We start from the raw sequence: 26,189 nt of genomic DNA, 5'->3' as shown, positions 1-26,189 counted from the left end.
CCCGACCCCTTGAACACGATGCCGACGGAGTTGAAGACCTTCCGCAGCCGTCCCTCACACGCCGGGCACTCGGTCAGCGGTGCGTCGGAGAAGGACTGCACCGCCTCGAGCTGGTGGCCGCACGCGGTGCAGGCGTACTGGTACGTGGGCACGTTCTCCTCCGGATCTGGCCACGGCCGGTTGGCACTCGACGTATTCGAGTGCCAATGGTGCGTCATCGCCCCCGGATTCGTCCAGCGGAAGTGTGGGGCGCGACACCCGCCACGCCCCCCGGGGCGGCGTCCAGCGTACGCAGGCCCTCGGCGGGCGTGACGACCGCGCGTACCGGCCGGTCGTGCGGCTCGGCGGGAAGGGCCTCCACCAGCTCGCCGTCGTGCAGCGGAACCACGGTCAGGGCGGTCGCCGGCACCCGGGCCAGCGCCCGGTCGTACGAGCCGCCACCCCGGCCCAGCCGCAGCCCCCGGCGGTCCACCGCCAGCGCGGGCAGCACCACCAGCTGCGCCCCGGCGACCGCCGCCCGGCCCCGTCGCGGCCCGGCCGGCTCGCGCATCCCCCGCCCGGCGGCCACCAGGGCATCCGGCCCGCTCCAGGCCGCCCAGTCCAGGTCGAGGTCGTCGCGGAGCACCGGCAGCAGCAGCTCCCCGCCCGGCGGTAGCGCCGCGTGCAGCACCGCCGGCAGGTCGGGCCCGCCCGGCTCGGAGCCGACCGGCACGTACGCCGTCATCCGCAGCGGGCGCAGGCGGCGTACGAGAGCCACCAGCTCGGCCTGGACGCGCCCGGCGGCGTCGGCCCGCCGCGGCGCGCTCAGCTCCCGGCGGCGGGCGAGCACGGCGGCGCGCACATCCCGCTTCGCCTCTTCCGCTCCATCAGAAAAATCGGGCACGCAACACTCCTGACGCAACGTTTGTCGCCTGGTGGCTCTGTGTCAGCATCGCAAGCAACGGCGGCGGAACTTCCGGGGGGACCGAGTGACGCTACGCGGGCGGTTGACCACAGCCTTCCTGGCGGTGGCGCTCGGCCCGGTGGTGCTCGGGGTGATGTTCGTGGGGGCGACCGTTTCGGCGGTCGACTCGAGCCGCTCCACCGAGCGGCTCGCCGTGGCCGCCTCGACCGTGCGCACCTCCGTCGACGCCCTCTGCCAGCAGCTGCGCGCCGCCGCCGACGCGGTCGCCCTGGCCGGCGACCGGCCCGCCGCCGCGAGCCAGGTGGTCCGCCGTGGCCTGGCCGCCGCCGTGCGGGTCGCCGACGTCACCGGCCGGGTCACCTACGCCAGCCCCGGTGGCCCCGCGGCGCCCTGGCGGGACTGCGCCGACCCGCCGGCCGCCGGGCCGGTGCGGGCGCTCGCGGCCCGGGCCGACCTGCGCGACCGGGCCGGCGGGCCGCTCGGCACGGTCACCGCCGCGCAGCCGGTCGACCCGGCCTTCGTGGCGCGCCTCGCGGCCGTGACGGGGGTGGCGGTCACCCTGATCGACGACGCCGCGGCGCCCGTCCGGCTCGCCCACAGCACCGAGTCGACCGGCGTACGCGACGCCGTGCTCGCCGCCGCCGACACGCTGCACGGCGAGCGGGTCACCGAGACCCCCGACGGCCGGTACGTCCGCCTGGTCGGCCCGTCCTCCGGGCAGCCCCTGCCGCTGGTGATCTCCGTCCCCAGCGAACGACCACGCGGCCTGTACGTCGCACTGGGCTCGGCGGTGCTGGTGGCGACCCTGCTGGCCGTGGTGGCCGCCTGGCGGCTGGCCCGGGTGACCACCCGCCCGTTGGTCGAGCTGGCGGGCGCGGTGGACCGGGTGGCGCGTGGCGACCTGACCGCCCGGGTGCCGGTGCGCAGCCGGGACGAGATCGGCCGGCTGGCCGGCGCGTTCAACCGCATGACCCGCGAGACGGGCACCTACGTGGCGGCGCTGACCAGCAGCCGCGACCAGCTGCGCGGGCACCTCGCGGTGCTGGGGGACACCCTGGCCAGCACGCACGACCTGCAACGCATCCTGCGGGTGATCCTGCACAGCGCGATCGCGGCGACCGGCGCCCGGGCCGGGGCGGTGCTGCTGGTCGACGACGGCGGGGTGCTCGTCGCGCAGTGCACCGAGGGGCTGGACGCCCCCGACCCGGCGGACGAACGCCCGGGGCCGCTGCGGGTGCCGCTGGGCAGCGGCGTGGTGGGCGCCGTCGCGGCGACCGGGGAGCCGCGCCGGGGCCGGGTGGAGCCCTCCGCCGCGCCGCCGGGGGAGCCGCACTGCCGGACGTACATCGCGGTGCCGTTCGCCGCCCCCGGCACGACCGGCCCGCCCGACGCGACCGCCCGCGACGGGCCGGCTCCGCGTCCCGGTGCGGAGCCGGCCGCCCCGGCGGGGGCGCTCGGCGTGCTGGCCCTCTACGACCGGCTCGGCGCGGACGAGTTCGACGACGACGACCTCGTCACCCTGCGCACCTTCGCCGGCCACGCCGCGGTGGCGGTGGACAACGTCCGGGTGCACGAGGAGGCGCAGCGGCTCTCCTTGACCGACCCGCTCACCGGGCTGTGGAACTACCGCTACCTGCGGGAGTCGATCCGCCGGGAGGTCGAGCGGGCGAGCCGGTTCGGCCGGATGCTCAGCGTCCTCGCCCTCGACCTGGACCGGTTCAAGGACGTCAACGACACGTACGGGCACGCGGCCGGGGACGCCGTGCTGGCCGAGTTCGCCCGCCGGGTGCGCGGCGAGATCCGCGAGGTCGACCTCGCCTTCCGGCAGGGCGGCGAGGAGTTCGTGCTGCTGCTGCCGGAGACCGACGCCCGGGGTGCGGCGATCGTCGCGGAGCGGCTCGGCGCGGCGATCCGGGGCGCCCCGATCGCCGCCGACGGGCACGGCGGGGCGGGGGTGGCGATCGGAGTCACCGTCTCCATCGGCATCGCGGTGCACCCCGACCACGGCACCACCGGCCAGCAGGTGCTGGACGCCGCCGACGACGCCCTCTACGCCGCCAAGGCGGCCGGGCGGGACACCTGGCGGATCGCTGAGGAACGGGCCGGACCGCCGCCGCGGGAGATTCCCGTCCCGGCTGCGGCGGCCACCCCCGAGGACGGGTTGCCGCGCGCCGGCGCTCCCCGCCAGCCGGTGCGGACCCGCCCCGATCCGGCCGAGCCGGCCGACGCCGCCCCGGGGAGCGCGCCGGCCGCGCCCGACCCGGTGCGGCCGGGTCCCTGCGGCGGCGCGTCTTCCGGTCCTCACCCTCCACGACAGAGCCGTGGCCGATAGTCTCGCGACATGTCGGAGCACTCAGCGAACCCCTCATCGGCGACCGCCGCAACCGGTCGCTCCCGCGCGGTCAAGGCCGTCATCCCGGCCGCCGGTCTGGCCACCCGGTTCCTGCCGGCCACGAAGGCGGTGCCCAAGGAGCTGCTCCCGGTGGTCGACCGGCCGGTGCTGCAGTACATCGTCGAGGAGGCCACCCAGGCCGGCATCGGCGACGTCCTGCTCATCACCGGGCGCGGCAAGACATCGATGGTGGACCACTTCGACCGCCGCCCCGACCTGGAGGCACGGCTGGAGGCGAAGGGCGACACCGAGCGGCTGGCCGCCGTGCGCGGCCCCAGCGAGCTGGCCGAGATCTACACCTGCCGGCAGCCCGAGCAGCTCGGCCTGGGCCACGCCGTCGGCTACGCCGAGTCGCACGTCGGCGACCAGCCCTTCGCGGTGCTGCTGGGCGACGAGTTCGTCAAGCCGTCCGAGCCGCTGCTGCCGGCCATGCTGGAGCTCCAGGCGCGCACCGGCGGCGTGGTGCTGGCCTTCTTCGAGGTCGACCCGGCCGAGACGAAGCGCTACGGCATCGCCTCGGTGGAGCCGGCGGAGGCGGAACTGTCCGACATCGGCGAGGTCGTCCGGGTCACCGGCATGGTGGAAAAGCCCAAGCCGGAGGACGCCCCGAGCAACCTCGCGGTGCTGGGCCGCTACGTGCTGCCGAGCGCCATCTTCGACGCGATCCGGCGGACGAAGCCGGGCAGCGGCGGCGAGATCCAGCTGACCGACGCGATGGAGCTGCTGCGCAGCGAGGGCATCCCGGTGCACGCGATCGTCTACCGGGGCACCCGCTACGACACCGGCATGCCGCTGGGCTACCTCCAGACCGTGGTGCAGATCGCCGCCGAGCGCGACGACCTCGGCGCCGAGTTCCGCAAGTGGCTGGCGGAGTTCGTCAACTCCGACGCGTCGGGCGTGACTGGTACATGACAGCGTCGGCCGACGCCGAGGCGGCCGCGAACGAGTTGACGCCGCTCGCCGACTACCTGGGCAGCGTGCTGCGCAGGTTACGCGCGCTGCCTCCGCTCGACCTCGACCTCACCCAGGCGCACGGCAACGTCCTCGCCGAGGACGTCGTCGCGCCGCACTCCTTCCCGGCCTTCGACCAGTCGGCCGTGGACGGGTACGCGGCCCGCTGGGAGGACATCTCCGGAGGCGGTCGGGGCGTGGGTTACGTACCGACCCAGTCCGGCGGGCCGGGCGGGCGCAACGTCCGGCTCAACGTCGTCGGCGACCTCGGCGCGGCGAGCTGGCGGCCGGTCCGGCTCACCCCGGGCGCCTGCTTCTCCGTCGCCGCCGGGGCGCCGCTGCCGCTCGCCGCGGACGTGGTCGTGCCGGTGGAGTGGACGGACCAGGGCATGGCCGCCGTGGAGATCTTCCGCGTGCCCAAACGGGGGTACGGGGTGCGCCGGGCCGGCGAGGAACTGCCGGCCGGCACCCTGCTGGCCCGGGCCGGCACCTACGTCTCGCCGGCGCTCGTGGCGGTCTTCGCCGCCACCGGCATCGGGCACGTCGTGGTGCGGCCCAGCCCCCGCGTGGTCATCGTGGCCACCGGCGACGAGCTGGTCGACGTGGGCCGGGGCAGCCAGCCGGGCCAGACGGTCGACGCCAACTCGCACGCGCTGACCGCCGCCGCGGCCGAGGTGGGCGCCCTGGCGTACCGGGTGGGCATCTGCGACGACGATCCGGAGGGGCTGCGCGGGCTGCTGGAGGACCAGACGTTGCGCGCCGACCTGATCATCACCACCGGGGGCACCGGCACCGGGCCGGGCGACATGGTGCGGCGGATCCTCTCCCGACGGGAGGGCAGCCGGGCCGGCCCGGTCACCTTCACCGAGGTCGCGCTCTATCCCGGCACCTCGCTCGGTTTCGGCACGGTCGGCGCCGAGGAGGTGCCGGTGGTCTGCCTGCCCGGCGACACGGGCTCGGCCCTGATCGGCTTCGAGGTGCTGGCCCGCCCGGCGATCAACCTGCTGGCCGGGGCGGAGCCGGTGTTCCGGCCCAGCGTCCGCGCGCACCTGCTGGAGACGATCTCGTCCCCGGTGGGGCTGCGCGAGTTCCGTCCCGCGCACGTCGCCGAGCGGCGCGGCGGCGGCTACACGGTGCAGCCGCTCAACGGTGGCCCGTACACCCTCTCGGGGCTGGCCGAGGCGAACGGGCTGATGGTGCTCGGCGAGCGGGTGACCACCGCGGCGGCCGGGTCCACGGTGGACGTCCTCCTGCTGGACCGGCGCCGGTGAGCGCGAGGAGTGAGCTTGCGAGCCCCGCAGTCGCGAACGGTAGGTGGGCTCGGTGAGCGCCGCCCGGGCTTCCGGTTCGTCGGTCGTCAGCGGAAGGTCTGGTTCGTGAGTCTGTTCGGGGTCGGGCGGGCGCCGGGGTGGCCGGCGGTGCTGGCCGACGGGCCGGTGCTGCTGCGGCCCTACCGGCGTTCGGACGCCGCCGCCTGGTCGGAGGTGCGCCGCGCCAACCGGGAGTGGCTCGCGCCGTGGGAGTCGTCCCTGCCGGGGAGCTGGTACGAGCTGAACTCGCCGGCCGCGTTCCGCTGGGTGTATCGCGACCAGCGCCGTTCGGCGCGCACCGGCGAGGGGATGCCCTTCGCCGTCTGCCTGCGCGAGGACGGCCGGGAGCGGCTGGTCGGCCACCTCAACGTGGGCAGCATCGTGCGGCGGGCGTTCTGCTCGGCGTACGTGGGCTACTGGGTGGACTCCCGGGTGGCCGGTCGCGGCGTCATCCCCACCGCGCTGGCGCTCGCGGTCGACCACGCGTTCGGCGTGGGTGGGCTGCACCGGGTCGAGGTGAACATCCGCCCCGAGAACCGGCCGTCGCGGCGGGTGGTGGAGAAGCTGGGCTTCCGCGAGGAGTCGTACCACGTGCGCTACATGCACATCGACGGTGCGTGGCGGGATCACATCGGATACGCGATGACCAGCGAGGAGGTCGCCGCCGAGGGTGGGCTGCTGGCCCGCTGGCACCGGGTCCGCGCCACCGCGGGGTGAGCCGTCCCACGCTCGGGATCGGCGCGGCGTGTCAGCATCCGCGTCCACGGCCCGTAACCTCAAGTAACTGCAAGCTGTGGCAAGCGCTGCTCCACCCGTACGATCCGCGCACCCGACCACCATCGGTGGAAGATCCTGCGGCCGGGCGGCGGTTGCTCCGAATTCGGTGACGGGAGGGGTGAGGGTGCCGACCTCGGTGCTCCTCGCCGTCCTCGCCGCCGCCGGCCTGCTCGCCCTCGCTCCGGCGCTGGTTCGCCGGTACGACGCCACCGAGCGGCTGGTGGCGGAGCGGGCGCAGTCGACGGCGCGGGTGCTCCAGCGCCGCCGGCGGCGCCGCACTGTGCCGGGGCACCGCCCGGTGCACCCGCCCCGCAGTCTCGTCATCACCCTCAGTGAAGATGCGAACACGGGCGGGCTCTCCGCGCCGGTCTCCGCGCCCCCCGCCGCGCGCCGGTCGAAGCGGCTGCGCGCCGTGCCGCCGGCTCCCCGCAAGGGCCGCCGTCGGCCGCCGCCCCGCCGACAGCACGCCCCCGCCGTCTACCGACGCCGCCGGGTGCTCGCCGCGCTGCTGCTGCTCAACTTCGTCGAGCTCATCGGCGTGATCGTGGTCAGCCCCGGCTTCTGGGTCAGCTTCGGGGTCACCGCCGCGCTGCTGGTCGCGTACGTCGTGCACCTGCGGCGGCTGGCGGTGGCGGATCGCCGGCGGCGGCGGGCGCAGGCCCGCGAGGCGGCGTGGCTGGCCGCCCGGCAGGCCGAGGTGCGGCGGGAGCAGGCCCGCCGGGCGGCGGCCCGCCGCGAGGCGCAGCGCCGCCTGGCGGCCCAGCGCGAGGTGGTACGCCGCGCCGCGATGGGCCTGGACCGTCCGGCGGACCTGCCGGCGGCGGCCAACGGCGGCTCGGTCTCCTACCGCCGCTCGGGCGGCCTGCGTGGCCGCCCCTACCAGTCCGGCCGCGGCTCCCACTCGGCCTGACGCGGGGCCTGTCGCGCAACGTTCGTGGCCGGCGGTCGGCCTGGCCGGGCGGCCCGCAGTACGTCAGTTCGGGGTTGGCAGGCGGTAGACGGAGACGTGGGACCGCGAGTCGGCGGTGAACTCGGCACCGGACCAGTCCGCGTGCCGGCTCTCCAGCTCGAACCCGGCCAGCTGGCCCATCAGGTCCAGCTCCGCCGGCCAGATGTAGCGGTGCGGCGACCGGAACAGCCGGGCGTTCGTGCTCTCGTCGAACTGGAAGTGGTGCGACACGACCTGCTGGTGCAGCAGGTCGTAGGTGTCCAGGCCGATGTACCCCGGCTCGGACGACCAGACCGTCGCCTCCTGGCCCGGTGGGAGCTTGCGCAGCTCCGGCACCCACAGCTCGATCACGAACCGGCCGCCCGGGGCGAGGTGGCGGGCGGCGTTGCGGAAGCAGGCCACCTGACCGGCCTGGGTGAGCAGGTTCGAGATCGTGTTGTAGACGAGGTAGACCAGCGAGAACTCGCCGGGGACGGTGGCGGTCGCCATGTCCCCGACCATCACCGGAATCGCCGCTTCATCCGCTTTCGTCCGGAGCTGCTCCACCATCGGGCGGGACAGCTCGATGCCGCTGACCGGCACCCCTCGTGCGGCGAGTGGAACGGCCACCCGGCCGGTCCCGACGGCGAATTCGAGCGCCGCCCCGCCGCCGGCCAGCTCGGCGAGGCGGTCCACGGTCGGCCCCAGCACCTCGGGGGCGAACATGCCGGTGCCGAGGGTGTCGTAGCGGCGGGCGGTGTCGTCGTTCCAGACGTCTTCCTGTCGCATGCGCCCCACGCTGCTCACCGGTGCCCACGATGTCCATCGATTTTCGCGCCCGCGAGCAGCCGGGGGTCCTTCTACGAGATCTTGGTGGCTGGCGGCCCCCGGAGGGGCCGTTCCGTGCCAAGATCTCGGCGCGCGGGGGGTGGATTCGCGGCGGGGGCGGTGAACCTGTTAACCTTGGCGCCGGCCCGCCCGGTGAAAGCCGGGTGGGACCGATGCCGGTCCGCCGGCGGAGGGGTTGTGGCGCAGTCCGGTAGCGCACCTCGTTCGCATCGAGGGGGTCAGGGGTTCGAATCCCCTCAACTCCACCATTTCAGGCCGTTTCCGCCAGTCGGAGACGGCCTTTTTCGATCCTGTGCAGCAGCGCAGTGCCGCAACCGAGCCGACCACGCGGGACCAGGACGAGCCTCAGCAGGTCGGATGACCTCGGACGACAGCCGATCCGACCGGCTCGCCGCCAGTTCGCCGCGAGGGCTCGAAGCAGGTCGAAGGCGGGTTCCCGGTCGACCGGGAACCCGCCTTCGAACCTTGGACCAACCGCTCTGGATCAGCAGCCGGCGGTACGCGTGTAGTTCCGCGTCCCGAAGTAGAGGGCCAGGTTGCCGCTGAACCGCACCTTGATGTCGCTGCCGTTCAGCCGCTGCTCGTAGTGCAGGTGCGAGCCGGAGGAGCCGCCGCTGTTGCCCACGTACCCGATGGTGGTGGCGTAGCCGACGGACTGGCCGACCGAGACGTTGAACCCGCTCAGGTGGGCGTAGTAGGTGGTGTACCCGCCGCCGTGGTTGATCCGCACGTAGCGGCCGTAGCTGGTGTCACCGAGGTTGGCGACCACGTCCACGGTGCCCGGTGCGCTGGCCTTGACCGGCATGCCGTGGTCGCCGGCCCGGTTGAAGTCGATCGCGTACTGCGGGCTGTGGGTGGTGCGGGTCTGACCGGACCACGTCTGGTTGCACGGGAACGGCGTCCGGAACGACGGTGCGGCGGCGGCGGGCGACGCCGGGACCAGGAACGCGGCGGTCGCCAGCAGGGCGACGCCGAGGAGACTCGTCAGGCGGGAACGCATCCAGTCCTCCACGGTCATGATGTTCGACGATGTCGCTGGATGATGTCAGAAGGTTTCGATGATCGAAAGGCCGTCGTCGATCTGTTCCAGCAGGGCTCGGGCCGTTCCCCAGCTGGCTGCCCCGGGTGGGTCTGCCGGTCACTCGCCGGACGGCGCGGTCAGGGTCACGCCGAGCCGTACGGGTGTGCCGAAGTTGGGGGTGCCGTCGGCGTTCCAGGTGAACCTCTGGGCGCGGGTGGAGCGGTTCATGTCGCAGCCGCCGCCGGCCGCGCTGGAACACCGGCGTCGACTTCTTCGTCCAGTGCGTCGGGGCGTGCTCCGGCCTGTCGTCGCGCCACCAGCCTCGTTGGTGGAGGCGGCCGAAGCCGGGCTCCGGCATGTTAGCGGCAACATCACCGGATCAGGTCGCCGAAGGCGGCGGTAGGCCGAAGTCGCCGTGGCGTGCCGGACCGGTCGGCCGGGCCAGCGGTCATTCGACGCCGACCGTCACCGTGCCGATCACCACGCGGTGATCCGAGCAGGCGCCGATCGTGCAGGTGGTCGGGATGGCCAGCGAGTCGGCGGTGTAGTCGCCGGCGAGCCGGTTCTCCCGTACGAAGATCAAGTCGATCTTGTTGCCGAGGCCGCACGGCCCGCCGGTGCTGCCGTCCGCGACGGTGGTCTCGCCGTAGCCGACGCAGCGGGAGTCCAGGTCGTCCAGCTCCCGGTAGAAGCCAGTGTTGCCGGCGTTGTTGGCCACGTCGAGACTCGGCGCGTACCAGTTGTCCAGTCGGCCGTAGTGGGGCTGGGCGTTGAAGTCCCCGGCGATGAGCACCGTGTCACCGTTCGCCGCGAAGGTCTCCAGCCGGCTGCGTACCGAGTTCAGCTGCTGAACGTTGATCGCCGTGCCGTTGACGACCGTGTTCGACGGCGTGATGTGCGTGGCGCAGAACCGCAGGTGCGGCCGGGCGGAGAGCGGCGCGCAGAGCAGGGTCCGCCGCTCGGCGCTGCCGTCGGAGGGCAGCGTGTAGCGGTTCGCCGTGCCGAGCGGCGCCTTGCTGAAGATGGCGTTGCCGAACGCCTGCCCGTTGCAGACCGTGTCGCGGGACGGCTCGAAGCGGGCGAAGTTGGTGGAGTCCTGCGGCCAGCCGGCGGCCCTCAGATCGGCGACGATCGCCTGGTACTGCTGGAAGCAGAGCTCGTTGAGGCCGACGAGGTCGGCGCCCCGGCTGCGGATCGAGCCGGTCAGGGCCGGAATGAGGCCGTCGGTGGTAGAGGCCCGGTGCATGGCCCAGCCCGCGACGTTCCAGACCCAGAGGTCGTACGTCGCCGTGGTGGCCGCCGAGGCCGGGGCCGCCGGGGTGAGGGCGAGGACGAACGCGCCGAGCACGGCGACACAGAGCCTGACCAACCGCATGGTGTCTCCTGATCGAACCGACCCGCACCGATTGACCGGAGATCATGGCACAGGCAGGTCGACCGGGCGACCCGTACACAGAGGACGGCTCGGGGCGTACGGCCGGCTCAGCTCTCCGACGCCGCCGCCAGGAGCCGGTACGTGGCGTCGTCGAACGCCACCAGGCGGACGTGCTCGACGGCGGTGGGTGTCGCCCTGATCGTCGCGACCGCGATCGTCGCCGCCTGGTCGGACGGGTAGCCGTAGACGCCGGTGCCGATGGCGGGGAAGGCGACGCTGCGGGCGCCGATCTCGTCGGCGACCTGGAGGCTGCGCCGGTAGCACGAGGCCAGGATTTCGGCTTCGCCGTGGCCGCCGCCCTCCCACACCGGACCGACCGTGTGGATGACGTGGCGTACGGGCGGATCAAGATCGAATGCGGGGGTGGCGACGGCCTCCCCCGGGTGGCACGGCGCGAGGGCGGCGCCCGCCCGGGCCAGGCGCGGTCCCGCAGCCCGGTGGATCGCCCCGTCGACGCCACCGCCGCCCAGCAGCGACTCGTTCGCCGCGTTGACGATGGCGTCGACGTCCTCGCGGGTGATGTCACCGCGTACCACTTCGATCACGGGCATGGACCGATGATGCCACCGGGGGCCGCGGTGGACTGCCGCAGGTCGAGCGAGAGGTGCCCGGACAGGGCGCGGAGGAAGTCGGGCGCGTCGAAGACGGCGCCGGCGGAGGCGACACCGACCGTTCTGGTCCGTCCCGTGAGGATGCGGTGCACCGCTTCCACCGCGAGCGGCGCACTGACGGCGTAGATGTCCCGGCCGCCCGCCACCGCACGGCGTTCCGCGCCGCCGGAGCGCACGACGACATCGACGAGGAAGGTCTGCGCGGACCGCCCGCGATCGTCGACGGCGGCCGGTGCCGGTGTCTTCGGAGCCGCCAGCTCGCCGGCCGCCTCGACCGTCATGTAGGTGCACACGTCGGGGATGGCCAGGTGGCTGGGGACGGTGACGACGTCGGCCATGGTGAACTCGCCGATCACGGCCCGGGTCCCCATCGGCTCGGGGAAGGGCCACGTCAGGGTCGGCGGGGCGTCGTCGCGGTACTCCAGCCGCCCGCCGCGGTAGCTGACCCGCCGGCCGTCCCTGCGCCGCCGGGAGACCGTGCCCGCCGCGCGGGTCCCGGCCGTGGGGTGCCAACCGCTCAAGCCGTACGCGACATGCGCCTCGTCGGCCGCCGTCCAGTCGCCCATCGCCGCGGTGACCAGCAGGTCGCCGAGGCCGCCGAAGAAGGCCATCGCGGGGACCACCACCGTTCCCGCGGCGCGGGCGCGATCCGCGAAGTGCGTGAAGGTGTCGAGATTGGCCTCGATCTCCGCCGCCACGTCCACGTACGGGATCCCGGCGCGCAGTGCCGCCTCGATCACCGGCGCGGCGGTCACGGCGAAGGGCCCGGCACAGTTGACCACCGCAGCCGCGCCGGCCAGCGCGCGGTCGAGCGAGGCCGGATCGTCGACCGAGGCCGGCCGGGTGTCGAGCCCCGGAAAGGACGCCGCGAGCGTCCGCAGTTTGTCCGCGTCGCGTCCGCAGAGCAACGGGACGAACCCGCGAGCGCGCAACTCCGCCACCACGAAGCGCCCGGTGTGCCCGTAGGCGCCGAAGACCGCCACCGTCCGACCCGATTCCATCAGTTCTCCCCGCTCCAGGCCGATTGATCAACTGGGTTACATCCTGGCGGCGGCGGTTCACCGGGGCGAGTGTCTGGAACGCCATGTCCCGTACAGTTTCGGACATGAACACCGTCGCGCTGGCCGTCACGGAAGGGATGCTGCACTTCGAGCTGTCCCTGGCGTACGAGGTCTTCGGTGCCGACCCGGCCGGCGTGACAGACCCCTGGTACGGCGTCACCGTCTGCGGAATCGGCGCGGTGCGCGTCGGCCGGTTCCGGCTGGAGCCCGACTGCGGCCTCGACCAGCTCGTGCACGCCGAAACGGTGATCGTCCCCGGGTGGGTCGACGTCGACGAGGAACCGCCCGCCGACCTGGTCGACGCGGTGCGCGCGGCCCACGAGGCGGGCGCGCGGGTGGCCTCCCTGTGCACGGGCGCGTTCGTGCTCGCCGCCGCCGGCCTGCTGGACGGCCGGCGGGCGACCACGCACTGGGCGCACACCGAGGCCCTGGCGGCCCGCTACCCCCGGGTGCACGTCGATCCGGACGTGCTCTACGTGGACAACGGCAGCGTGCTCACCTCCGCCGGCAAGGCCGCCGCGATGGATCTGTGCCTGCACCTGGTCCGCCTCGACCACGGATCGGCGGTCGCCAACACGCTCGCCCGTCGCCTGGTCGTGCCCCCGCACCGGGCCGGCGGCCAGGCCCAGTACGTCACCGCCCCGGTGCCCGCCCAGGCCGACCATCCGCTCGCCGAGCTGTTCTCCTGGGCGATCGAACGGCTCGACCACGCGTTGACGGTGGAGGACCTGGCCCGCCAGGCGAACATGAGCTCGCGCAACCTGGGCCGCCACTTCAGGTCGGTGGCCGGCACCACCCCGCTGCGCTGGCTTTTGACCCAGCGGATCCGGCACGCCCAGGAGCTGCTGGAGACCACCGGCGACAGCATCGACGCCATCGCGACGGCTACCGGCATGGGCACCGCCACGACGCTGCGCCGGCACTTCAACCGCACCATCGGCGTACCCCCGGACACCTATCGCCGCACCTTCCGCAGCTCCCGCTCCGGCGCTCGATGACGAGCCACCGCCGGGGCGGCGCGGCCCTGCTCCGGCCGTCCGCCTGATCCGCGTACCGGTCGCCGCTTGCGGTCCCCGGACAACGTCACACGCTCGCCGGGCCCTTCCGCGCCGCCGGAGCCAGGGACCGCAGGGTCAGCACCTCGCCGAGCCCGTCGACGTGGGTCAACCTGGTGGCGAACGCGGCGCTCAGGGTGCGGCGCAGGTAGTCCAGCACCGCCGGCCCGGGGGTGAGCGGCGCCGACCCGGCGTCGCCCGTGCCGACGAGGTGCACCTCGCGGGCGAGCCGTCCGGAGGTGTTGACGAACCGGCAGAGGTCGTCCCACCGCAGGTACCGCCAGAAGTCGACGCTGACCACCGCGTCGAGGCTGCCCGGCGGGATGGGCGGGTCCATGCCCACCAGGTGGTAGTTCGTCGGTCCCGGCGGCGCGGCGTAGTCGAAGGTCAGCGCCCCCGGTCGGCAGGTCGACCTGATCGCTGCCGGTGCCCACCCACAGCACGCGGGGGCCGGGCAGGCGGTCGGCGAGCCGGTCGAACGCCGGCCCGATCCGGCACGTCGCGCGCCGCGCGCAGTCGGTGGCCGCCGAGCGGTAGTACACGATGCGCTCCAGCGAGTCGTACACGTCCAGCAGGCCGTAGAACTCCCACTCGATCACGTGGTACTGCCCGGTCAGCAGGCTCCGGTTGGCCGCGAAGTCGGCGAAGTTGCGGTCGGTGTTGCGGTGGTGCGGGAGGTGGAAGGCGCGGGCCTCGTCGTCGAAGGCGAAGTTCAACCCGGTCACGCCGAGATGCCGGTGCACCCGGTAGAACAGCTCGATGTCCTCCAGGCCCCAGCGCAGCCCGGAGCGTTCGTCGAACCCGCCGGCCCGGTCGAACAGGTCGCGGGCGAGCGAGATGTTGTGGGTGTAGGCGAGCGCCCAGCCCGCCCGGAGCCACTCGGGCCCCGGCGGCTGGCCGTGCGGGAAGCGCAGGTCCCCGGCGCGGTCGGTGCGGCGGCGGGGGATGTCGGTCATCTCCCGGTCGTCGAGGGCGGCCTCGACGTGTTCCAGGCTCAGTTCGTCGCGCCGGCCCATCAGCACGGCGGGCCGGCCGGCGACCGCGTGGTGGGCCAGGTGGCGCTCCAGCAACTGCGGGGAGGCGTACGAGTCGGCGTCGAGGAACAGCAGCAGCGGCGACCGGGTGTGCTGTACCGCCTCGTTGCGGGCCGCGGAGCGCCCCCGCCGTCGGGGAAACTCCAGCAGGCGGAGGTCGAGACCGGTGGCCGCCTCGACGGCGTCGGCGTATCCGGCGGGGGCGCCCCCGTCGCGGATGACGACCACCTCGAAGCGCTCGGGGCTCACGGTCTGCCGGGTCAGTGACCGCAGCGTCAGCGCCAGGCACTGCGCGTCCTGGTAGGTGGGTATGACCACGCTCAGCTCGACCGCGTCGTTCGTCCGTGCCGCCATCCGGCTTTCCTCCGTCATAGGTGATCCCCTGTGGGTCGGGGTGCCGGCACGTGCCGGCACCCCGACCGCGACGCCTCCGGCCCTGGCCCGGCCGTCGCCGACGCTCGCCGGAAGCGCTTCCATTAGCGAATGGGATTATCGATCACGGATAGTGGTGATGCAGGATTCCCATTGACGCACCTCGCGCGCGAGTGCGGCCGCGTGGGATCACGCGTAGTAGTTCACGCTCACCGGCCAGGTGCCGGTGTACGGCGTCCAGCCCTGGAGGGTGGCCGGGATGCCCACCCGGGTGTTGCAGTTGATGACCTGGAAGTGCAGGTGCGGGCCGGTGGACGCGCCGGTGCTGCCCGACCAGCCGATGACCCGGCCCTGCGGCACCCAGGTGCCGGCGTTGTAGATCGCCCGGTTCAGGTGCGCGTAGTGGGTGCACTGGCCGTTCGAGTGCCGGATGATCACCTCGATGCCGTTCTGCCAGTACGGCGACCAGTTCGACATGATGATGGTGCCGCCCTGCGAGGCGGAGACCTCGTAGTTCGCCGGCAGCCCGAAGTCCCAGGCGTACTCGTTGTACGGGCCGACGTGCGAGTAGGTGCCCTCCGGCCCCTGGGTCACCAGGTAGGACTCGCCCGCCGGGTACGGCAGCTCGTAGTAGTAGTTCGCGGCGGAGGCCGGAGTGGCCCCGACGACCGTGGCCCCGGCGACCACCAGCAGGGCGCTCGCGGTCGCGCCGAGCCGGCGCAGGACCGTCCTCACTCGGTTCACTGTGGATCTTTCCCTGGTATGTCGGCAGAAGTTCAGCCTCGTCGTCGACGGTGCCGGTGGGAGCTAAACAGCGCGCCAGATGAGGATCAATCGATTCGTCGATGTCTGGGGTGGGGCCAGTGGGTCGACAGGGGTCCCGACGACACCGGGTGACGAACGCGAGGCGCGGCGTCGAGCGAACCCCGCAACGCGGCCGGCAGCCGGATCCGCGACCGCGACCGTCCGTGAACCGGCGCGCGTGCGGTCGGTCACTACGCTGCCGCCCGTGGAGCGGATGGCGAGTGTGTTCTGGATGGGTGGCTGCGCGGCCGTCGCCGTCCTTCTCGTGGCGGGCATCGTCGCGCTGGTGGTGACGGCCCACCGGCGGGAGCGGGAGCGGCGGGAGCACTGGCGACAGTGGGCCGCCCGGTACGGTTGGACCTTCGCCGAGCGACCCGAGATCACCTGGACCGACCGGGTGCCGGGCCGCAGCCGGCGGGGCGTGCGGTTCGCGTTGACCGGGACGCTGCACGGCCGCCCCGTCTGCGTGGCCGAGTACGCGTACACCGAGACGCACAGCTCGACCGGCGCCGACGGCAACCAGACGACCACCTCGCAGACCCACACGTACGTCGTCAGCTCGGTGTGGCTGCGGCGGGCGTTCCCGGGACTCGCGGTCGGACCGCGCCACGCGTTCTCGAAGCTGGGTCGCGCGCTGTTCGGCAGCGACACCTACGCCACCGGGCACGAGGAGTTCGACCGGCAGTGGCGGGTGGCCGCGGCGGCACCGGGGCAGCAGGCGCTGGTCGGGCCGACCCTGATCGCCGCACACCTGGCGGGGGCGGTGCCGAGTTGGAGCGTGCGGGGGGCGGAGCTGATCACCTACCGGCGCGGCCGGCTGGAGGACCCGGCCCTGCTGCCGTCGCTGGTGACCCCGCTGATCACTGTCGCCGACCTGCTTGAGCAGGGCCGCTGACGGGCGCCGGCCGCGACGCGAGGGGCCCGGCACGCGGAACGGCGGGCGGCGGGGTGGCGGAGCGGTCGGGAAGAGCGCGGGAGGCCGGCCCCCGAGGGGACCGGCCTCCCGTCACGAGCCGCGGATCACGGCTTCCAGGAGCCGCTGGTCTCGAACTTGTGCCGGTACTCCAGCGCGCCGTTCTTGTCGGCCACGTTGAACACCACCGTGCCCGCCCGCTTGCTGCCCTCGCGCAGGTTGTTGCCGGAGCCCAACGTGTCGCCGCAGCCGGAGAGCGCACTCGCCAGGCCGTTGGCCGTGGTGCCGTTGGCGGCCACCCACTCGAAGTAGAACGGGTTGATGGAGCTCTTGCCCTTGGTCACGGTCGCGGTGACGTGGGCGATCAGGTACATGCCCTTGTCGGGGGCCGGGGCGTACGACCGGCAGCCCTTGGTCTCCGTGGTGAACCGGGTGACCGTGATCTCGATGGTCCCCTCGTCGTCGGAGACCACCAGGGTGGCGCCGGGCTTCATGTTGAAGGTCTCGCCGTCCCTCGCCGACGGGGACGGGCCGTCCGGCTGCAGCGTGATGCGCGGGGCGGCGGCCTTCTCCAGGTCGTTCGCCGCCTTGTTGGCGCCGGCGAGGAGCGCGACGACACCGCCGACGCAGCAGAGCAGGGCCAGCACGGCCACCACGGCCACGACGATCAGGACGGTCTTGTTCTTCTTCGGCGGCGCGACCGGATGCGGCGCGCCGAGCGGGTATCCGGGCGCGCCGCCCGGATAGCCGGGCCCACCGGGCGGCGGGTAGCCGGGCCCACCGGCCGGATAGCCGGGCGTGCCGGACACCGGCGGGTACGGCGTGCCCGAGGTCGGCTGGTGCGGTGCGGCCCACGGCTCGCCCGGCACCCCGGAGACCGGCGGCTGCGGCATCCCGGACACCGGGGAGTGCGGCATCCCGGAGACCGGCGGCTGCGCCCACGGCTCGCCGGGCGCGCCCGACGCCGGCGGCTGCGGCGCGCCGGAGACCGGCGGCTGCGGCGCGGCCCACGGATCGCCGGCCGGCTGCTGCGGCGGCACGGGCGGCAGGGGGGCCCACGGGTCGCCCGTGGTCTGCGGGGCGCCGGAGGTCGGCGGCTGCGGCGGGTAGCCGCCCTGGTCGGCGGGGAACTGCGACATCGGTGCCGGCGGCTGCGGCTGCGGCTGCTGCTCCGGGTTCGGTTGGTTCGGATCCTGAGGCCCGTAAGGGGGCGGGGGGTGACTCACCGTACTCCTAGGCACCTGACGACGACGGCAAACGCGGCTGACGCTACCGTGCGCGGACAACGGACCATCTTCGCGTCTCCGGCAGCGCCGCGCCGTCCCCTGTTCGGATTCCGTGCCCGGGTCAACCGGGCAGCAGCACGGCGGCGGTGCGGACAAGGGACTCGTCGACGCTGAACCGGCCGGTGACCAGCGCGGGCGGATCGGGCACCGGGGCGGCGTCGCGCCGCGCCGCCGCGATGCGGGCGGTGAACGTGCCGGCGTCCGGATCGAGCTCCACCAGGGCGTCGTGGAAGTCCAGCCACGTGCCGACGACCGGGTGCCACACCTTGTAGACCGTCTCCTTGACGCTGAACACCACCGCTGGCCAGGAGGTCCCCGCCGGCAGGCGGGCGCACCGCTCCTGTTCCTCGGGCAGGCAGATCAGCCGGCGTACGCCCGCGTTGAGTTCCCGGTGCCCCTCGGCGTCGATGCCGACCGACCGGATCTCGCCGGCGCGGGCCGCGACCGCCGCGCAGTAGCCGTGGGTGTGGGTGATGGCGCCGACCACGCCGGCCGGCCAGACCGGGGACCGGTCGGCGGCCGACGGCACCGCGACCGGCCGCACGCCGAGGGCGGCCATCGCCCGCCGGGCGCAGACCCGCCCGGCGGTGTAGTCGCGGCGGCGGCTCTCCACCGCGCGTTCGCCCAGGCAGGCCCGTTCAGCCGGCAGCAGTTCGCCGGCCCAGTCCGACGCCTCGGCCACGGCCACCGCCACGGTCGGCGGCAGCAGGTCACGCATCGCCGCCTCCCGACAGGTACGACCGCCCGCGCGCCCACCCGGCGTCGAGCCCGTCGGCCGGCGGCCGGTGCGGCGGTCGGCGACCGGGCCGCCGGGCCGGCACCCGGTCCACGGTCGGCGTCGCGAGGGCCATGGTTGGTGAACGTACCGCAAGGCGTAACGCCGCAGCGTCCCACGGCGCTGACAGGGCGTCGCCGGCGGGCGAGGCCGGTCCACTGTCGAGCGGCGAACGAGGTACCTGGGGGCCTGCCTCGCGGCCGCCGCACAGGGCCTGCCGCCGTCGTCCGGCACGTCCCTCCAGGACCGGTTCTTCGGCTGGCTGCCCCGCAACCCCCGGGCGTTCTGACCGCACCCGGGGGCGACCGGTCGGCCGCCCGGGGTGCCCGGCGGTCAGTACGCGTGCGTCACGGTGATCGTGATGTTCGTGCAGGAACTCGCCCGGCTGGTCAGCGCGCTCTTCTCGGCGCTGTCGACGCTCAACCGCCAGCGGGTCTTGACCGCCACCCACTCCCCGACGTACCGGCACTTCTCGTTGGTCGGCATCCAGGTCGCCGGGTCCTGGTCGCCCTTCGCCTGGTTGACGTTGTCGGTCACCGCGACCAGCGACCTGACGTCGCCGAGGTCGTTGGCGAACGCCTGCCGCCGCGTGGTGGTCCAGTTGCGGGCGCCCGAGTCCCACGCCTCGGCCAGCGGGACCATGTGGTCGATGTCCAGGTCGGACGGGTTGGTCCAGTAGGCCGCGTCGTAGTAGGAGCGCCAGCGCCCGCCGGTCAGTTGGCAGCCGGAGCCCACGGTGGGACGGGTGGTGGCCTCGGCGATCAGCACCTCGTAGCGGGTGTTGCAGCCGTCGGAGTCCGCGTCGGTCCAGTGCGGGAACAGGTTCCGCGAGTAGCCGGTGCGGCTCTCGGTGGCCACCGGGAGGTCGGCGACGAGGGTGCGCAACGGTACCGAGACGGTGGCCGCGTGGGCGGGGGCGGCCAGGCCGAGGGTGGCGGCGGTGACGGTGGCCAGCAGGCCGCCGGTCCAGCGGAGGGTACGGGTCATCGCGAACTCCGTCCGATCGATCGGGGGTGGCTGACAGTGCAACCGGCCCGGGTGCCGACGGACCGGACCCAGGGTGACTGGAGAACCAAATCGATCGATACGTTACGGGAACACTCCCGTTGGTGGGAATCCCGATGGCTGCAAAATGTGGCAAGCGCTGACCCGCTGGCGTTGCCGATCCGTACCGTTTGCGCAAGATGACGAACCGTAAGATGTCGGATGTAAACCATCCGTGCCGTGTCGCGTAGGTCGGAAATCTGACCGAAGTCGACCCGTTGTGCCAGTGGTACGTCGTGGTTAAGCTCTTGATGCGCGCCCCAATCGCCCGCTTCCCCCGTGGCAGGCGATCGGGGCGCGCTTCTCCGTCGAACGGGCCCGCACGCCACCGCGTGCGGGCCCGTTCTCCGTGCACCCGCCGCGCCGCCCGGGGGCGCGCGGCGGGTGCCGTGCCGTCCGTCAGATCCAGCGGCCGTCCAGCCACATCCGCGCCGACCACTCGGCGTACGGCAGCAGCTTCCCGACGAAGATCGGATAGAAGTACGCGAAGCAGAGCGCGACCAGCAGGACGTACGCCCCGGCGATCACCCCACCGACCAGCCTGCGGTCCCGGGCCTCGGCCGACTCCTCGCGCCCGGCAACAGTCCCGGCGTCCGGCTGTGCGGCGACGGCGTCCGGTGGACCGGCCGGCGTGATGATCGCGCCGAGCACGTAGACCACCGCCAGCACCAGGAACGGCAGGACCGGCGCGGTGTAGAAGGAGAACATCGTCCGGCCGTCGAGCGCGAACCAGAACCAGGGCAGCAGGCCGGCCGCCACGACGAGCAGGATCGCCCCCGCCCGCCAGTCCCGCCGGGCCAGGCCCAGCCAGGCCAGCGCCGCCAGGGCGGGCAGGAACGACCACCAGAGCAGGGGGGTGCCGAGCAGCAGGATCTCGGAGGCGCAGCTCGGCGCCCCGCAGGACCCGTCGCCGGACCAGTAGAAGGCGACCGGCCGGCCGAGCAGCAGCCACTGCCACGGCCACGACTGGTACTTGTGCGGATCGTCGAGTCCGGTGTGGAAGCCGTACGCGGCCTTGTGGTACTCGATCAGGTTGTTCAACGCGCCGAACACCGGGGTGTCGCTCAGCGGGGCGTTCGGGTAGCGCTCGGCGAGCCGGTAGTAGCCGTCGTCGCCGAGCAGCCAGCCGGACCAGGTGCCGACGTAGGTGACCACGATCAGCACCCCGGCCAGCACCAGCCACGGCACCTCGTCGAGGAGGGTGTCCCGCCACGGCCGGCGTACGCCGGCGGAGCGGCGGACCCCGACCTCCCACAGGACGACCAGCAACGCGAAGACGGGCAGGAAGTAGAGCGCGCTCCACTTGACCGCGCAGGCGCAGCCGAACAGGACCCCGGCGGCGAGCCGCCACCACGGCCAGTTCCGCCACCCGCCCGCCGGCCGCCCGGCCCGCCCGGGCCGGCCCGGGTCCAGGCCCGACTCCAGCGCCCGGGCCCACCGGCGGCGCCGGGCGTCCCGGTCGAGCACCAGGGCGCCGAAGGTGGCCAGCACGAAGAACAGCAGGAAGATGTCGAGCAGCGCGGTGCGGGACAACACCAGGTGGAAGCCGTCCAGCGCGAGCAGCAGGCCGGCGGCGCAGCCCAGAGCGGTCGAGTGGAACATCCGCCGGCCGATGCGGACCAGCAGCAGCACCGACAGGGTGCCGACGACCGCCGCCGTGAACCGCCAGCCGAACTCCGGCGCGGTCGTCGTCAGGTGCCCCGGCACCGAGATGCCGTGCTCGGCGTCGGAGTAGCCGAAGGCCCACTCGCCGAGCCCGATCAGCCACTTGCCCAGCGGCGGGTGGACCACGTACGACGGGCCGCCGTCCTTGTAGTTCCACTCGACGCCCTTGTCGACCAGCCCCCAGGCGTCCCGGGCGTAGTAGGTCTCGTCGAAGATCTTGCCCGGCGGGTGACTCAGGCCGACGAAGCGCAGGATCGCCGCGATGGCGACGATCACGCCCGTGGCGAGCCAGGAGCGCCCGTCCAGCCGGGCCTCGACGGTGGCCAACCGCCGCCGGACCACGCCGGGGATCCCACCGGCAGCCGGGGACGCACCCTCCGGCGGGCTCCCGTCCGTGAGGTCCTGCCCCGCCTGGTCCGCGCTCTGTGCTGTCGACGCACTCGTCACCCGGCGATCGTAGGCTGCGAAGGTGCCCGGTGGCGCCCGTCGTCCCCGATACCGGTCAAGCCGTCGATGAAGGAGTTGCATTCTCGTGGGTGAAAATTCCGAAACCGGGCGCCTGGTCCTGCTCGGCGCGCCGCTCGGCAACCCCGCCGACGCCTCCGCCCGGTTCCGCGAGGTGCTCGCCGCCGCGGACGTGGTGGCCGCCGAGGACACCCGGCGGCTCACCCGGCTGGCCCGGGACCTCGACGTCACGGTCGGCGGCCGGATCGTCTCCTACTTCGAGGGCAACGAGGAGCGGCGCACCCCCGAGCTGGTCGACGTGCTGACCGCCGGCTACCTGGTCGCCCTGGTCACCGACGGCGGCATGCCGAGCGTCTCCGACCCGGGCTACCGGCTGGTCACCGCCGCCCTGGGCGCCGGCGTGCCGGTCACCGCCGCGCCCGGCCCGAGCGCGGTCACCACCGCCCTGGCCCTGTCCGGCCTGCCCTGCGACCGGTTCTGCTTCGAGGGCTTCCTGCCGCGCACCGGCGGCGCCCGGCGGTCCCGCCTGCGCGCCCTCGCCGCCGAGGAGCGGACGCTGGTCTTCTTCGAGGCGCCGCACCGGATCGCCGCCGCGCTCGCCGACCTGGCCGCCGCGTTCGGCGCCGACCGGCCCGCCGCGCTCTGCCGCGAGCTGACCAAGACGTACGAGGAGATCGTCCGCCGCCCGCTCGGCGAGCTGGCCGACTGGGCGGCCGAGGGGGAGCCGCGCGGCGAGATCACCCTCGTCGTGGCCGGCGCGCCCGAGTCGGCCCCCGAGCGGCCCGACGACGACACGCTGCGGGCCGCCGTCGCCGCCCGCGAGGCCGCCGGGCTGTCCCGCCGGGACGCGATCACCGAGGTCGCCACGGAGTACGCCCTGCGCCGCCGCGACGTCTACGCCGTCGTGCACGCCTAGACGGCGTTCCGGCAGCGGGGGGCGCCGGGCGTCGCCGCGCCGCTGACCACGTGGCGGCGAGGTCACACCTGTGGCGGAGGTGCAGGCCGCGGAGGGACCCGGATCGGATCCGACCTCCGTGGCGTCCCGTGGCGCCGTCACTCGGCCAGGCTGACCCACACGTCGGTGACATACAGAGGGTGGTTGCAGTTGGCCTGCGACCAGGTCGGGCCCGGCTGCAACCACGGCCCGGTCCGGTAGGTGCCGTCGTTGCACCGCACGAGCACCTGGAACGCGGGCATGCCGTAGTTGCACCGGGCGATGCCGTAGTACCAGCCCATTTCGGCGAAGCAGCCGGCCGGCGGCTGGTGGACGCCGGCGGAGGCCGGGCTGGCGACGCCGACGAGGCCGCCGAGGGCCATCGACGTGGTGGCCGCGCCGAGGGCGAGGCGGCGGGTGATCTTCGAGATACTCATGTCGGCGACCGTATCGACGGGCACTGCCGCGCCGCTGTCACGCCGCTGACGCCGCCCGTCCGTGACCCCGCCGCCGGACGCCGGCCGCGAGATCCGCCCAGGTGACGCCGCATCACGCCGGATCCGGCGATCGCCCACGGTGGAGCCCCGGCGGAGGCTCACCAGGCGGCGACGAGGAAGCCGAGGGTGATCGCCAGCGGGCCGGCCGCGGCGCCCGTCACCGCCCAGCGCCGCAGCCGGGGTTCGGCGATCCGGGTGGACCCGGTCCACCGGACGATCCCCGCGCCGCAGCCCAGCACCACCAGCAGGCCGAGCAGCCAGCGCAGGTGCCCGGCCGCGCCGGTGTCCGCGTACGCGGTGCCGCCGTCCGGGCCGGTCATCCGGGCCGGCAGCGTCGTGCCGGTCGCGGTGCGCTCCGCGGCCACCCCGCTCACCCGCACGCCGTACGCGGTCCACGTCTCGTCGGCGGGGGCGAAGTTGCCCCGGCAGCGTTGCGTGAGGCCGCCTCCGGTGCAGTCGGCGATCACCACCGTGCCCCGGGTGGCGTGCCCCACCGCCAGCCAGAACGGGCCCGCGCTGACCCAGGCGAAGAACGCCGCCACCAGGCTCAGCGCCAGCAGCGCGGCCAGCCCCGGCAGCGGATCGGGCGGGCGCGGGGTGCGTTGGGCCCGCCGCCGCGCCGCGTCGTCCCGGGCCGACCGCTGCCGTTCGTGCGGCGGCTCCTCCCGGATCGGCGTGCCGTCCCAGTGCACCAGCTCGATCGGCGGCCAGTACGCCCCGTCGTCGCCGTCGGGCGCACCCCCGCCGCCCCCGCCGTCGGGCGTGACCCGACCGTCCGGCGTACGCCCGGCGTCGTCCCGGTCGGGTGTGCCGGCGGGGGAGCGACCCCGGCCGGGCCAGCGGTTCGGCTGCCGGACGGGGACCCGGCGTGGCAGGGCGTCGACCGGCGCCCCGGTCGTGGGCTCCACCTCGACGGCGGGCGCGGGGGACGGCGGGGCCGCCTCCGGCCCGGCGGCCTCGGCGGGCGGTTCCGGCGACGGCTCCGGCGGCGCGGCGGCCGGGACCACGCGCGGGTGCGGCGCGACGGTGCCGCGCGACGCCCCGGCCGCGCCGCCGTTCGTCGGGCCGGAGGGACGGTCGTCGCGATCCCGGGCCGCTCGTCTGCCAGTCACGGCGTTCATTGCACCCCGCGACCGGGACCTCGGCCGGCAGCTCAGGCCGCGTGTCGGCGACAAATCGGGCAAACGGCGGACCCGGTCCGGCCGGGCCGCCGACCCGGGGACCCTATTGATTCGCGGTCACCGCGAGCGGGTCACTAGGCTTGCTGGTCATGAGTCACGTTCTCGCGGCGGTCGCCTGGCCGTACGCCAACGGCCCGCGCCACATCGGCCACGTCTCCGGTTTCGGCGTTCCCTCCGACGTCTTCAGCCGGTACATGCGGATGGCCGGGCACGACGTGCTCATGGTGTCGGGCACCGACGAGCACGGCACCCCCATCCAGGTGCAGGCGGACGCCGACGGGGTCACCCCGCGCGAGCTGGCCGACCGCTACAACCGGGTGATCGTGGAGGACCTGCACGGCCTCGGGCTCTCCTACGACCTGTTCACCCGCACCACCACCCGCAACCACTACGCCGTGGTGCAGGAGCTGTTCGAGGGGATGCACCGCAACGGCTACATCGTCCCGAAGACCACGATGGGGGCGATCTCCCCGTCCACCGGCCGGACGCTGCCCGACCGCTACATCGAGGGCACCTGCCCGATCTGCGGCTACGACAGCGCGCGCGGCGACCAGTGCGACAACTGCGGCAACCAGCTCGACCCGGTCGACCTGATCGACCCGAAGTCGCGGATCAACGGGGAGACCCCGAAGTTCGTCGAGACCGAGCACTTCTTCCTCGACCTGCCCGCCCTCGCCGACGTGCTGCGGCAGTGGCTCGACACCCGCGAGGGCTGGCGGCCCAACGTGCTGCGCTTCTCGAAGAACCTGCTCGACGACCTCCAGCCCCGGGCCATCACCCGCGACCTGGAGTGGGGCGTGCCGATCCCGCTCGACGGCTGGCGGGACCGCCCCGACAAGCGCATCTATGTCTGGTTCGACGCGGTGATCGGCTACCTCTCCGCCTCGATCGAGTGGGCCCGCCGCTCCGGCGACCCCGAGGCGTGGCGCAGGTGGTGGTCCGCCGACGGGGCCGGCGGTGACGCCCGCGGCTACTACTTCATGGGCAAGGACAACATCGTCTTCCACTCGGTGATCTGGCCGGCGCTGCTCTCCGGCTACTCCGGCGAGGGCAGCCGGGACGGCGAGCCGGGCAGCCTGGGCCGGCTCAACCTGCCCACCGAGGTGGTCTCCAGCGAGTACCTGACCATGGAGGGGAAGAAGTTCTCCTCCTCCCGAAGGGTCGTCATCTACGTCCGGGACTTCCTGGAGCGCTACGACGCCGACGCGCTGCGCTACTTCATCGCCGCCGCCGGACCGGAGAGCAACGACACCGACTTCACCTGGGCCGAGTTCCTCCGCCGCAACAACGACGAGCTGGTCGCCGGCTGGGGCAACCTGGTCAACCGGTCCGTCTCCATGGCGGCGAAGAACTTCGGCGCGATCCCGCCCGTCGACCCGGCCGGCCTCACCGATGCCGACGAGGCGCTGCTCGCGGTCGCCCGGGCCGGCTTCGGCACCGTCGGCGACCTGATCGCCCGGCACCGCCAGAAGCAGGCCATCGGCGAGGCGATGCGGGTGGTCGCCGAGGCCAACCGGTACCTCTCCGAGCAGGCGCCGTGGAAGCTCAAGGGCGAGGACGACAAGCCGCGGATGGGCACCGTCCTGCACGTCGCCCTCCAGGTGGTCAGCGACGCCAACACGCTGCTCACCCCGTTCCTGCCGCACTCCGCGCAGAAGGTGCACGAGCTGCTCGGCGGCACCGGCGTGCACGCCCCGATGCCGGTCATCGAGGAGGTCGAGAACCTCGACGGCGGGCCCGCGTACCCGGTGCTGACCGGCGACTACACCGTCGGGGCGCGCTGGGAGTCCGTGCCGCTGGAGGCCGGTCGGCCGCTGGCCGCACCGAAGCCGGTCTTCCGCAAGCTCGACCCGTCGATCGTCGACGAGGAACTCGCTCGCCTGGCCGGCTGACGGCCGCCCGCGTGCCGACGGGCGCGACCCCCG

Annotated in this window: 22 protein-coding genes, 1 tRNA gene and 2 pseudogenes; 10 read left to right on the top strand and 15 right to left on the bottom strand. The window is 74.0% G+C overall.

What is annotated here, in order from left to right; translation table 11 throughout:
- Positions 1 to 59 precede the first annotated feature (59 nt).
- Both ACFHW0_RS10585 and ACFHW0_RS10580 read right to left on the bottom strand, forming a co-directional pair.
- Positions 60 to 218: pseudogene (locus ACFHW0_RS10585) on the bottom strand (FmdB family zinc ribbon protein); the annotation flags it as partial.
- Positions 215 to 883: a 5-formyltetrahydrofolate cyclo-ligase gene (locus ACFHW0_RS10580; RefSeq protein ID WP_416607097.1), complete on the bottom strand. Its 669-nt coding sequence runs from the start codon at positions 881 to 883 to the stop codon at positions 215 to 217. The pseudogene ACFHW0_RS10585 and the gene ACFHW0_RS10580, both read right to left, overlap by 4 nt.
- A gap of 85 nt (positions 884 to 968) precedes the next feature.
- On the opposite strand from ACFHW0_RS10580, the gene ACFHW0_RS10575 reads away from it, so the two are divergent.
- The 5 genes from ACFHW0_RS10575 to ACFHW0_RS10555 all read left to right on the top strand — a co-directional run bounded on the left by ACFHW0_RS10575 (position 969) and on the right by ACFHW0_RS10555 (position 7,244).
- Positions 969 to 3,236, top strand: a complete 2,268-nt coding sequence (locus tag ACFHW0_RS10575; protein WP_416607096.1) for a diguanylate cyclase — start codon at positions 969 to 971, stop codon at positions 3,234 to 3,236.
- Between the two features lie 9 nt (positions 3,237 to 3,245).
- The gene (locus tag ACFHW0_RS10570; RefSeq protein ID WP_416607095.1) at positions 3,246 to 4,208 is read left to right on the top strand and encodes a UTP--glucose-1-phosphate uridylyltransferase; all 963 of its coding nucleotides are present in this window, start codon (positions 3,246 to 3,248) and stop codon (positions 4,206 to 4,208) included.
- Positions 4,205 to 5,518: a gephyrin-like molybdotransferase Glp gene (gene glp, locus ACFHW0_RS10565; RefSeq protein ID WP_121396714.1), complete on the top strand. Its 1,314-nt coding sequence runs from the start codon at positions 4,205 to 4,207 to the stop codon at positions 5,516 to 5,518. The genes ACFHW0_RS10570 and glp overlap by 4 nt, the downstream gene beginning before the upstream one ends.
- Before the next feature lie 105 nt (positions 5,519 to 5,623).
- Positions 5,624 to 6,274, top strand: a complete 651-nt coding sequence (locus ACFHW0_RS10560) for a GNAT family N-acetyltransferase (RefSeq protein ID WP_416607094.1) — start codon at positions 5,624 to 5,626, stop codon at positions 6,272 to 6,274.
- 178 nt (positions 6,275 to 6,452) lie between these two features.
- The gene (locus tag ACFHW0_RS10555; protein ID WP_416607093.1) at positions 6,453 to 7,244 is read left to right on the top strand and encodes a hypothetical protein; all 792 of its coding nucleotides are present in this window, start codon (positions 6,453 to 6,455) and stop codon (positions 7,242 to 7,244) included.
- 63 nt (positions 7,245 to 7,307) lie between these two features.
- On the opposite strand, the gene ACFHW0_RS10550 is transcribed toward ACFHW0_RS10555, so the two are convergent.
- The gene (locus tag ACFHW0_RS10550; RefSeq protein WP_416607092.1) at positions 7,308 to 8,051 is read right to left on the bottom strand and encodes a class I SAM-dependent methyltransferase; all 744 of its coding nucleotides are present in this window, start codon (positions 8,049 to 8,051) and stop codon (positions 7,308 to 7,310) included.
- Positions 8,052 to 8,282: 231 nt separating this feature from the next.
- Here ACFHW0_RS10550 and ACFHW0_RS10545 point away from each other — a divergent pair.
- Positions 8,283 to 8,359, top strand: a tRNA-Ala gene (locus tag ACFHW0_RS10545).
- A 236-nt stretch (positions 8,360 to 8,595) separates the two neighbouring features.
- On the opposite strand, the gene ACFHW0_RS10540 is transcribed toward ACFHW0_RS10545, so the two are convergent.
- The 4 genes from ACFHW0_RS10540 to ACFHW0_RS10525 form a co-directional block, all read right to left on the bottom strand.
- Positions 8,596 to 9,129 (bottom strand): M23 family metallopeptidase, encoded by a 534-nt coding sequence (locus ACFHW0_RS10540; protein WP_416607091.1) that lies wholly within the window; start codon positions 9,127 to 9,129, stop codon positions 8,596 to 8,598.
- Between the two features lie 451 nt (positions 9,130 to 9,580).
- On the bottom strand, positions 9,581 to 10,507 hold the full coding sequence (locus ACFHW0_RS10535; protein WP_416607090.1) for an endonuclease/exonuclease/phosphatase family protein: 927 nt from the start codon (positions 10,505 to 10,507) through the stop codon (positions 9,581 to 9,583).
- 107 nt (positions 10,508 to 10,614) lie between these two features.
- Positions 10,615 to 11,118, bottom strand: coding sequence for an O-acetyl-ADP-ribose deacetylase (locus ACFHW0_RS10530; protein WP_416607089.1), 504 nt, complete (start codon positions 11,116 to 11,118; stop codon positions 10,615 to 10,617).
- Entirely contained in the window at positions 11,109 to 12,179 is a 1,071-nt protein-coding gene (locus ACFHW0_RS10525; RefSeq protein WP_416607088.1) for a saccharopine dehydrogenase family protein, read from the bottom strand. The genes ACFHW0_RS10530 and ACFHW0_RS10525 overlap by 10 nt, the downstream gene beginning before the upstream one ends.
- A 104-nt stretch (positions 12,180 to 12,283) precedes the next feature.
- Here ACFHW0_RS10525 and ACFHW0_RS10520 point away from each other — a divergent pair, with 104 nt between their 5' ends.
- A complete protein-coding gene (locus ACFHW0_RS10520; RefSeq protein ID WP_416607087.1) occupies positions 12,284 to 13,237 on the top strand; it encodes a helix-turn-helix domain-containing protein in 954 nt (317 codons plus the stop codon).
- Here ACFHW0_RS10520 and ACFHW0_RS10515 read toward each other — a convergent pair.
- Positions 13,195 to 14,682: a glycosyltransferase gene (locus tag ACFHW0_RS10515; RefSeq protein ID WP_416607086.1), complete on the bottom strand. Its 1,488-nt coding sequence runs from the start codon at positions 14,680 to 14,682 to the stop codon at positions 13,195 to 13,197. The two genes, ACFHW0_RS10520 and ACFHW0_RS10515, sit on opposite strands and share 43 nt — an antisense overlap.
- Positions 14,683 to 14,889: 207 nt before the next feature.
- A complete protein-coding gene (locus ACFHW0_RS10510; RefSeq protein WP_416607085.1) occupies positions 14,890 to 15,435 on the bottom strand; it encodes a M23 family metallopeptidase in 546 nt (181 codons plus the stop codon).
- Between the two features lie 274 nt (positions 15,436 to 15,709).
- Here ACFHW0_RS10510 and ACFHW0_RS10505 point away from each other — a divergent pair, with 274 nt between their 5' ends.
- Complete coding sequence (locus ACFHW0_RS10505) at positions 15,710 to 16,399, top strand: hypothetical protein (RefSeq protein ID WP_416607084.1); 690 nt, start codon at positions 15,710 to 15,712, stop codon at positions 16,397 to 16,399.
- A gap of 125 nt (positions 16,400 to 16,524) precedes the next feature.
- On the opposite strand, the gene ACFHW0_RS10500 is transcribed toward ACFHW0_RS10505, so the two are convergent.
- The 4 genes and pseudogenes from ACFHW0_RS10500 to ACFHW0_RS10485 all read right to left on the bottom strand — a co-directional run.
- Positions 16,525 to 17,556, bottom strand: coding sequence for a hypothetical protein (locus tag ACFHW0_RS10500; RefSeq protein ID WP_416607083.1), 1,032 nt, complete (start codon positions 17,554 to 17,556; stop codon positions 16,525 to 16,527).
- Positions 17,557 to 17,764: 208 nt separating this feature from the next.
- Positions 17,765 to 18,421, bottom strand: coding sequence for a 4'-phosphopantetheinyl transferase family protein (locus ACFHW0_RS10495; RefSeq protein ID WP_416607082.1), 657 nt, complete (start codon positions 18,419 to 18,421; stop codon positions 17,765 to 17,767).
- 390 nt (positions 18,422 to 18,811) lie between these two features.
- The gene (locus tag ACFHW0_RS10490; RefSeq protein WP_416607081.1) at positions 18,812 to 19,465 is read right to left on the bottom strand and encodes an HNH endonuclease family protein; all 654 of its coding nucleotides are present in this window, start codon (positions 19,463 to 19,465) and stop codon (positions 18,812 to 18,814) included.
- 456 nt (positions 19,466 to 19,921) lie between these two features.
- Positions 19,922 to 21,535, bottom strand: a pseudogene (locus ACFHW0_RS10485) (dolichyl-phosphate-mannose--protein mannosyltransferase); the annotation flags it as partial.
- 184 nt (positions 21,536 to 21,719) lie between these two features.
- Here ACFHW0_RS10485 and rsmI point away from each other — a divergent pair.
- A complete protein-coding gene (rsmI, locus tag ACFHW0_RS10480; protein ID WP_416607080.1) occupies positions 21,720 to 22,568 on the top strand; it encodes a 16S rRNA (cytidine(1402)-2'-O)-methyltransferase in 849 nt (282 codons plus the stop codon).
- A 137-nt stretch (positions 22,569 to 22,705) separates the two neighbouring features.
- Here the strand turns inward: rsmI and ACFHW0_RS10475 are convergent, their stop codons facing one another.
- Both ACFHW0_RS10475 and ACFHW0_RS10470 read right to left on the bottom strand, forming a co-directional pair.
- On the bottom strand, positions 22,706 to 23,023 hold the full coding sequence (locus ACFHW0_RS10475) for a hypothetical protein (protein WP_416607079.1): 318 nt from the start codon (positions 23,021 to 23,023) through the stop codon (positions 22,706 to 22,708).
- Positions 23,024 to 23,181: 158 nt separating this feature from the next.
- On the bottom strand, positions 23,182 to 24,195 hold the full coding sequence (locus ACFHW0_RS10470) for a hypothetical protein (RefSeq protein WP_416607078.1): 1,014 nt from the start codon (positions 24,193 to 24,195) through the stop codon (positions 23,182 to 23,184).
- A gap of 158 nt (positions 24,196 to 24,353) precedes the next feature.
- Between ACFHW0_RS10470 and metG the strand changes: the two genes are divergently transcribed.
- Positions 24,354 to 26,156 carry a methionine--tRNA ligase gene (gene metG / locus ACFHW0_RS10465; protein WP_416607077.1) on the top strand — a complete coding sequence of 601 codons (1,803 nt, stop codon included), beginning with the start codon at positions 24,354 to 24,356 and terminating at the stop codon, positions 26,154 to 26,156.
- Positions 26,157 to 26,189 lie beyond the last annotated feature (33 nt).

Origin of the sequence: Micromonospora sp. LOL_025 (genome assembly GCF_048060285.1) — a bacterium.
Classification (GTDB): domain Bacteria; phylum Actinomycetota; class Actinomycetes; order Mycobacteriales; family Micromonosporaceae; genus Micromonospora.
The sequence above is the reverse complement of the archived record's forward strand: the minus strand, read 5'-3'. Positions and strand labels throughout refer to the sequence as shown.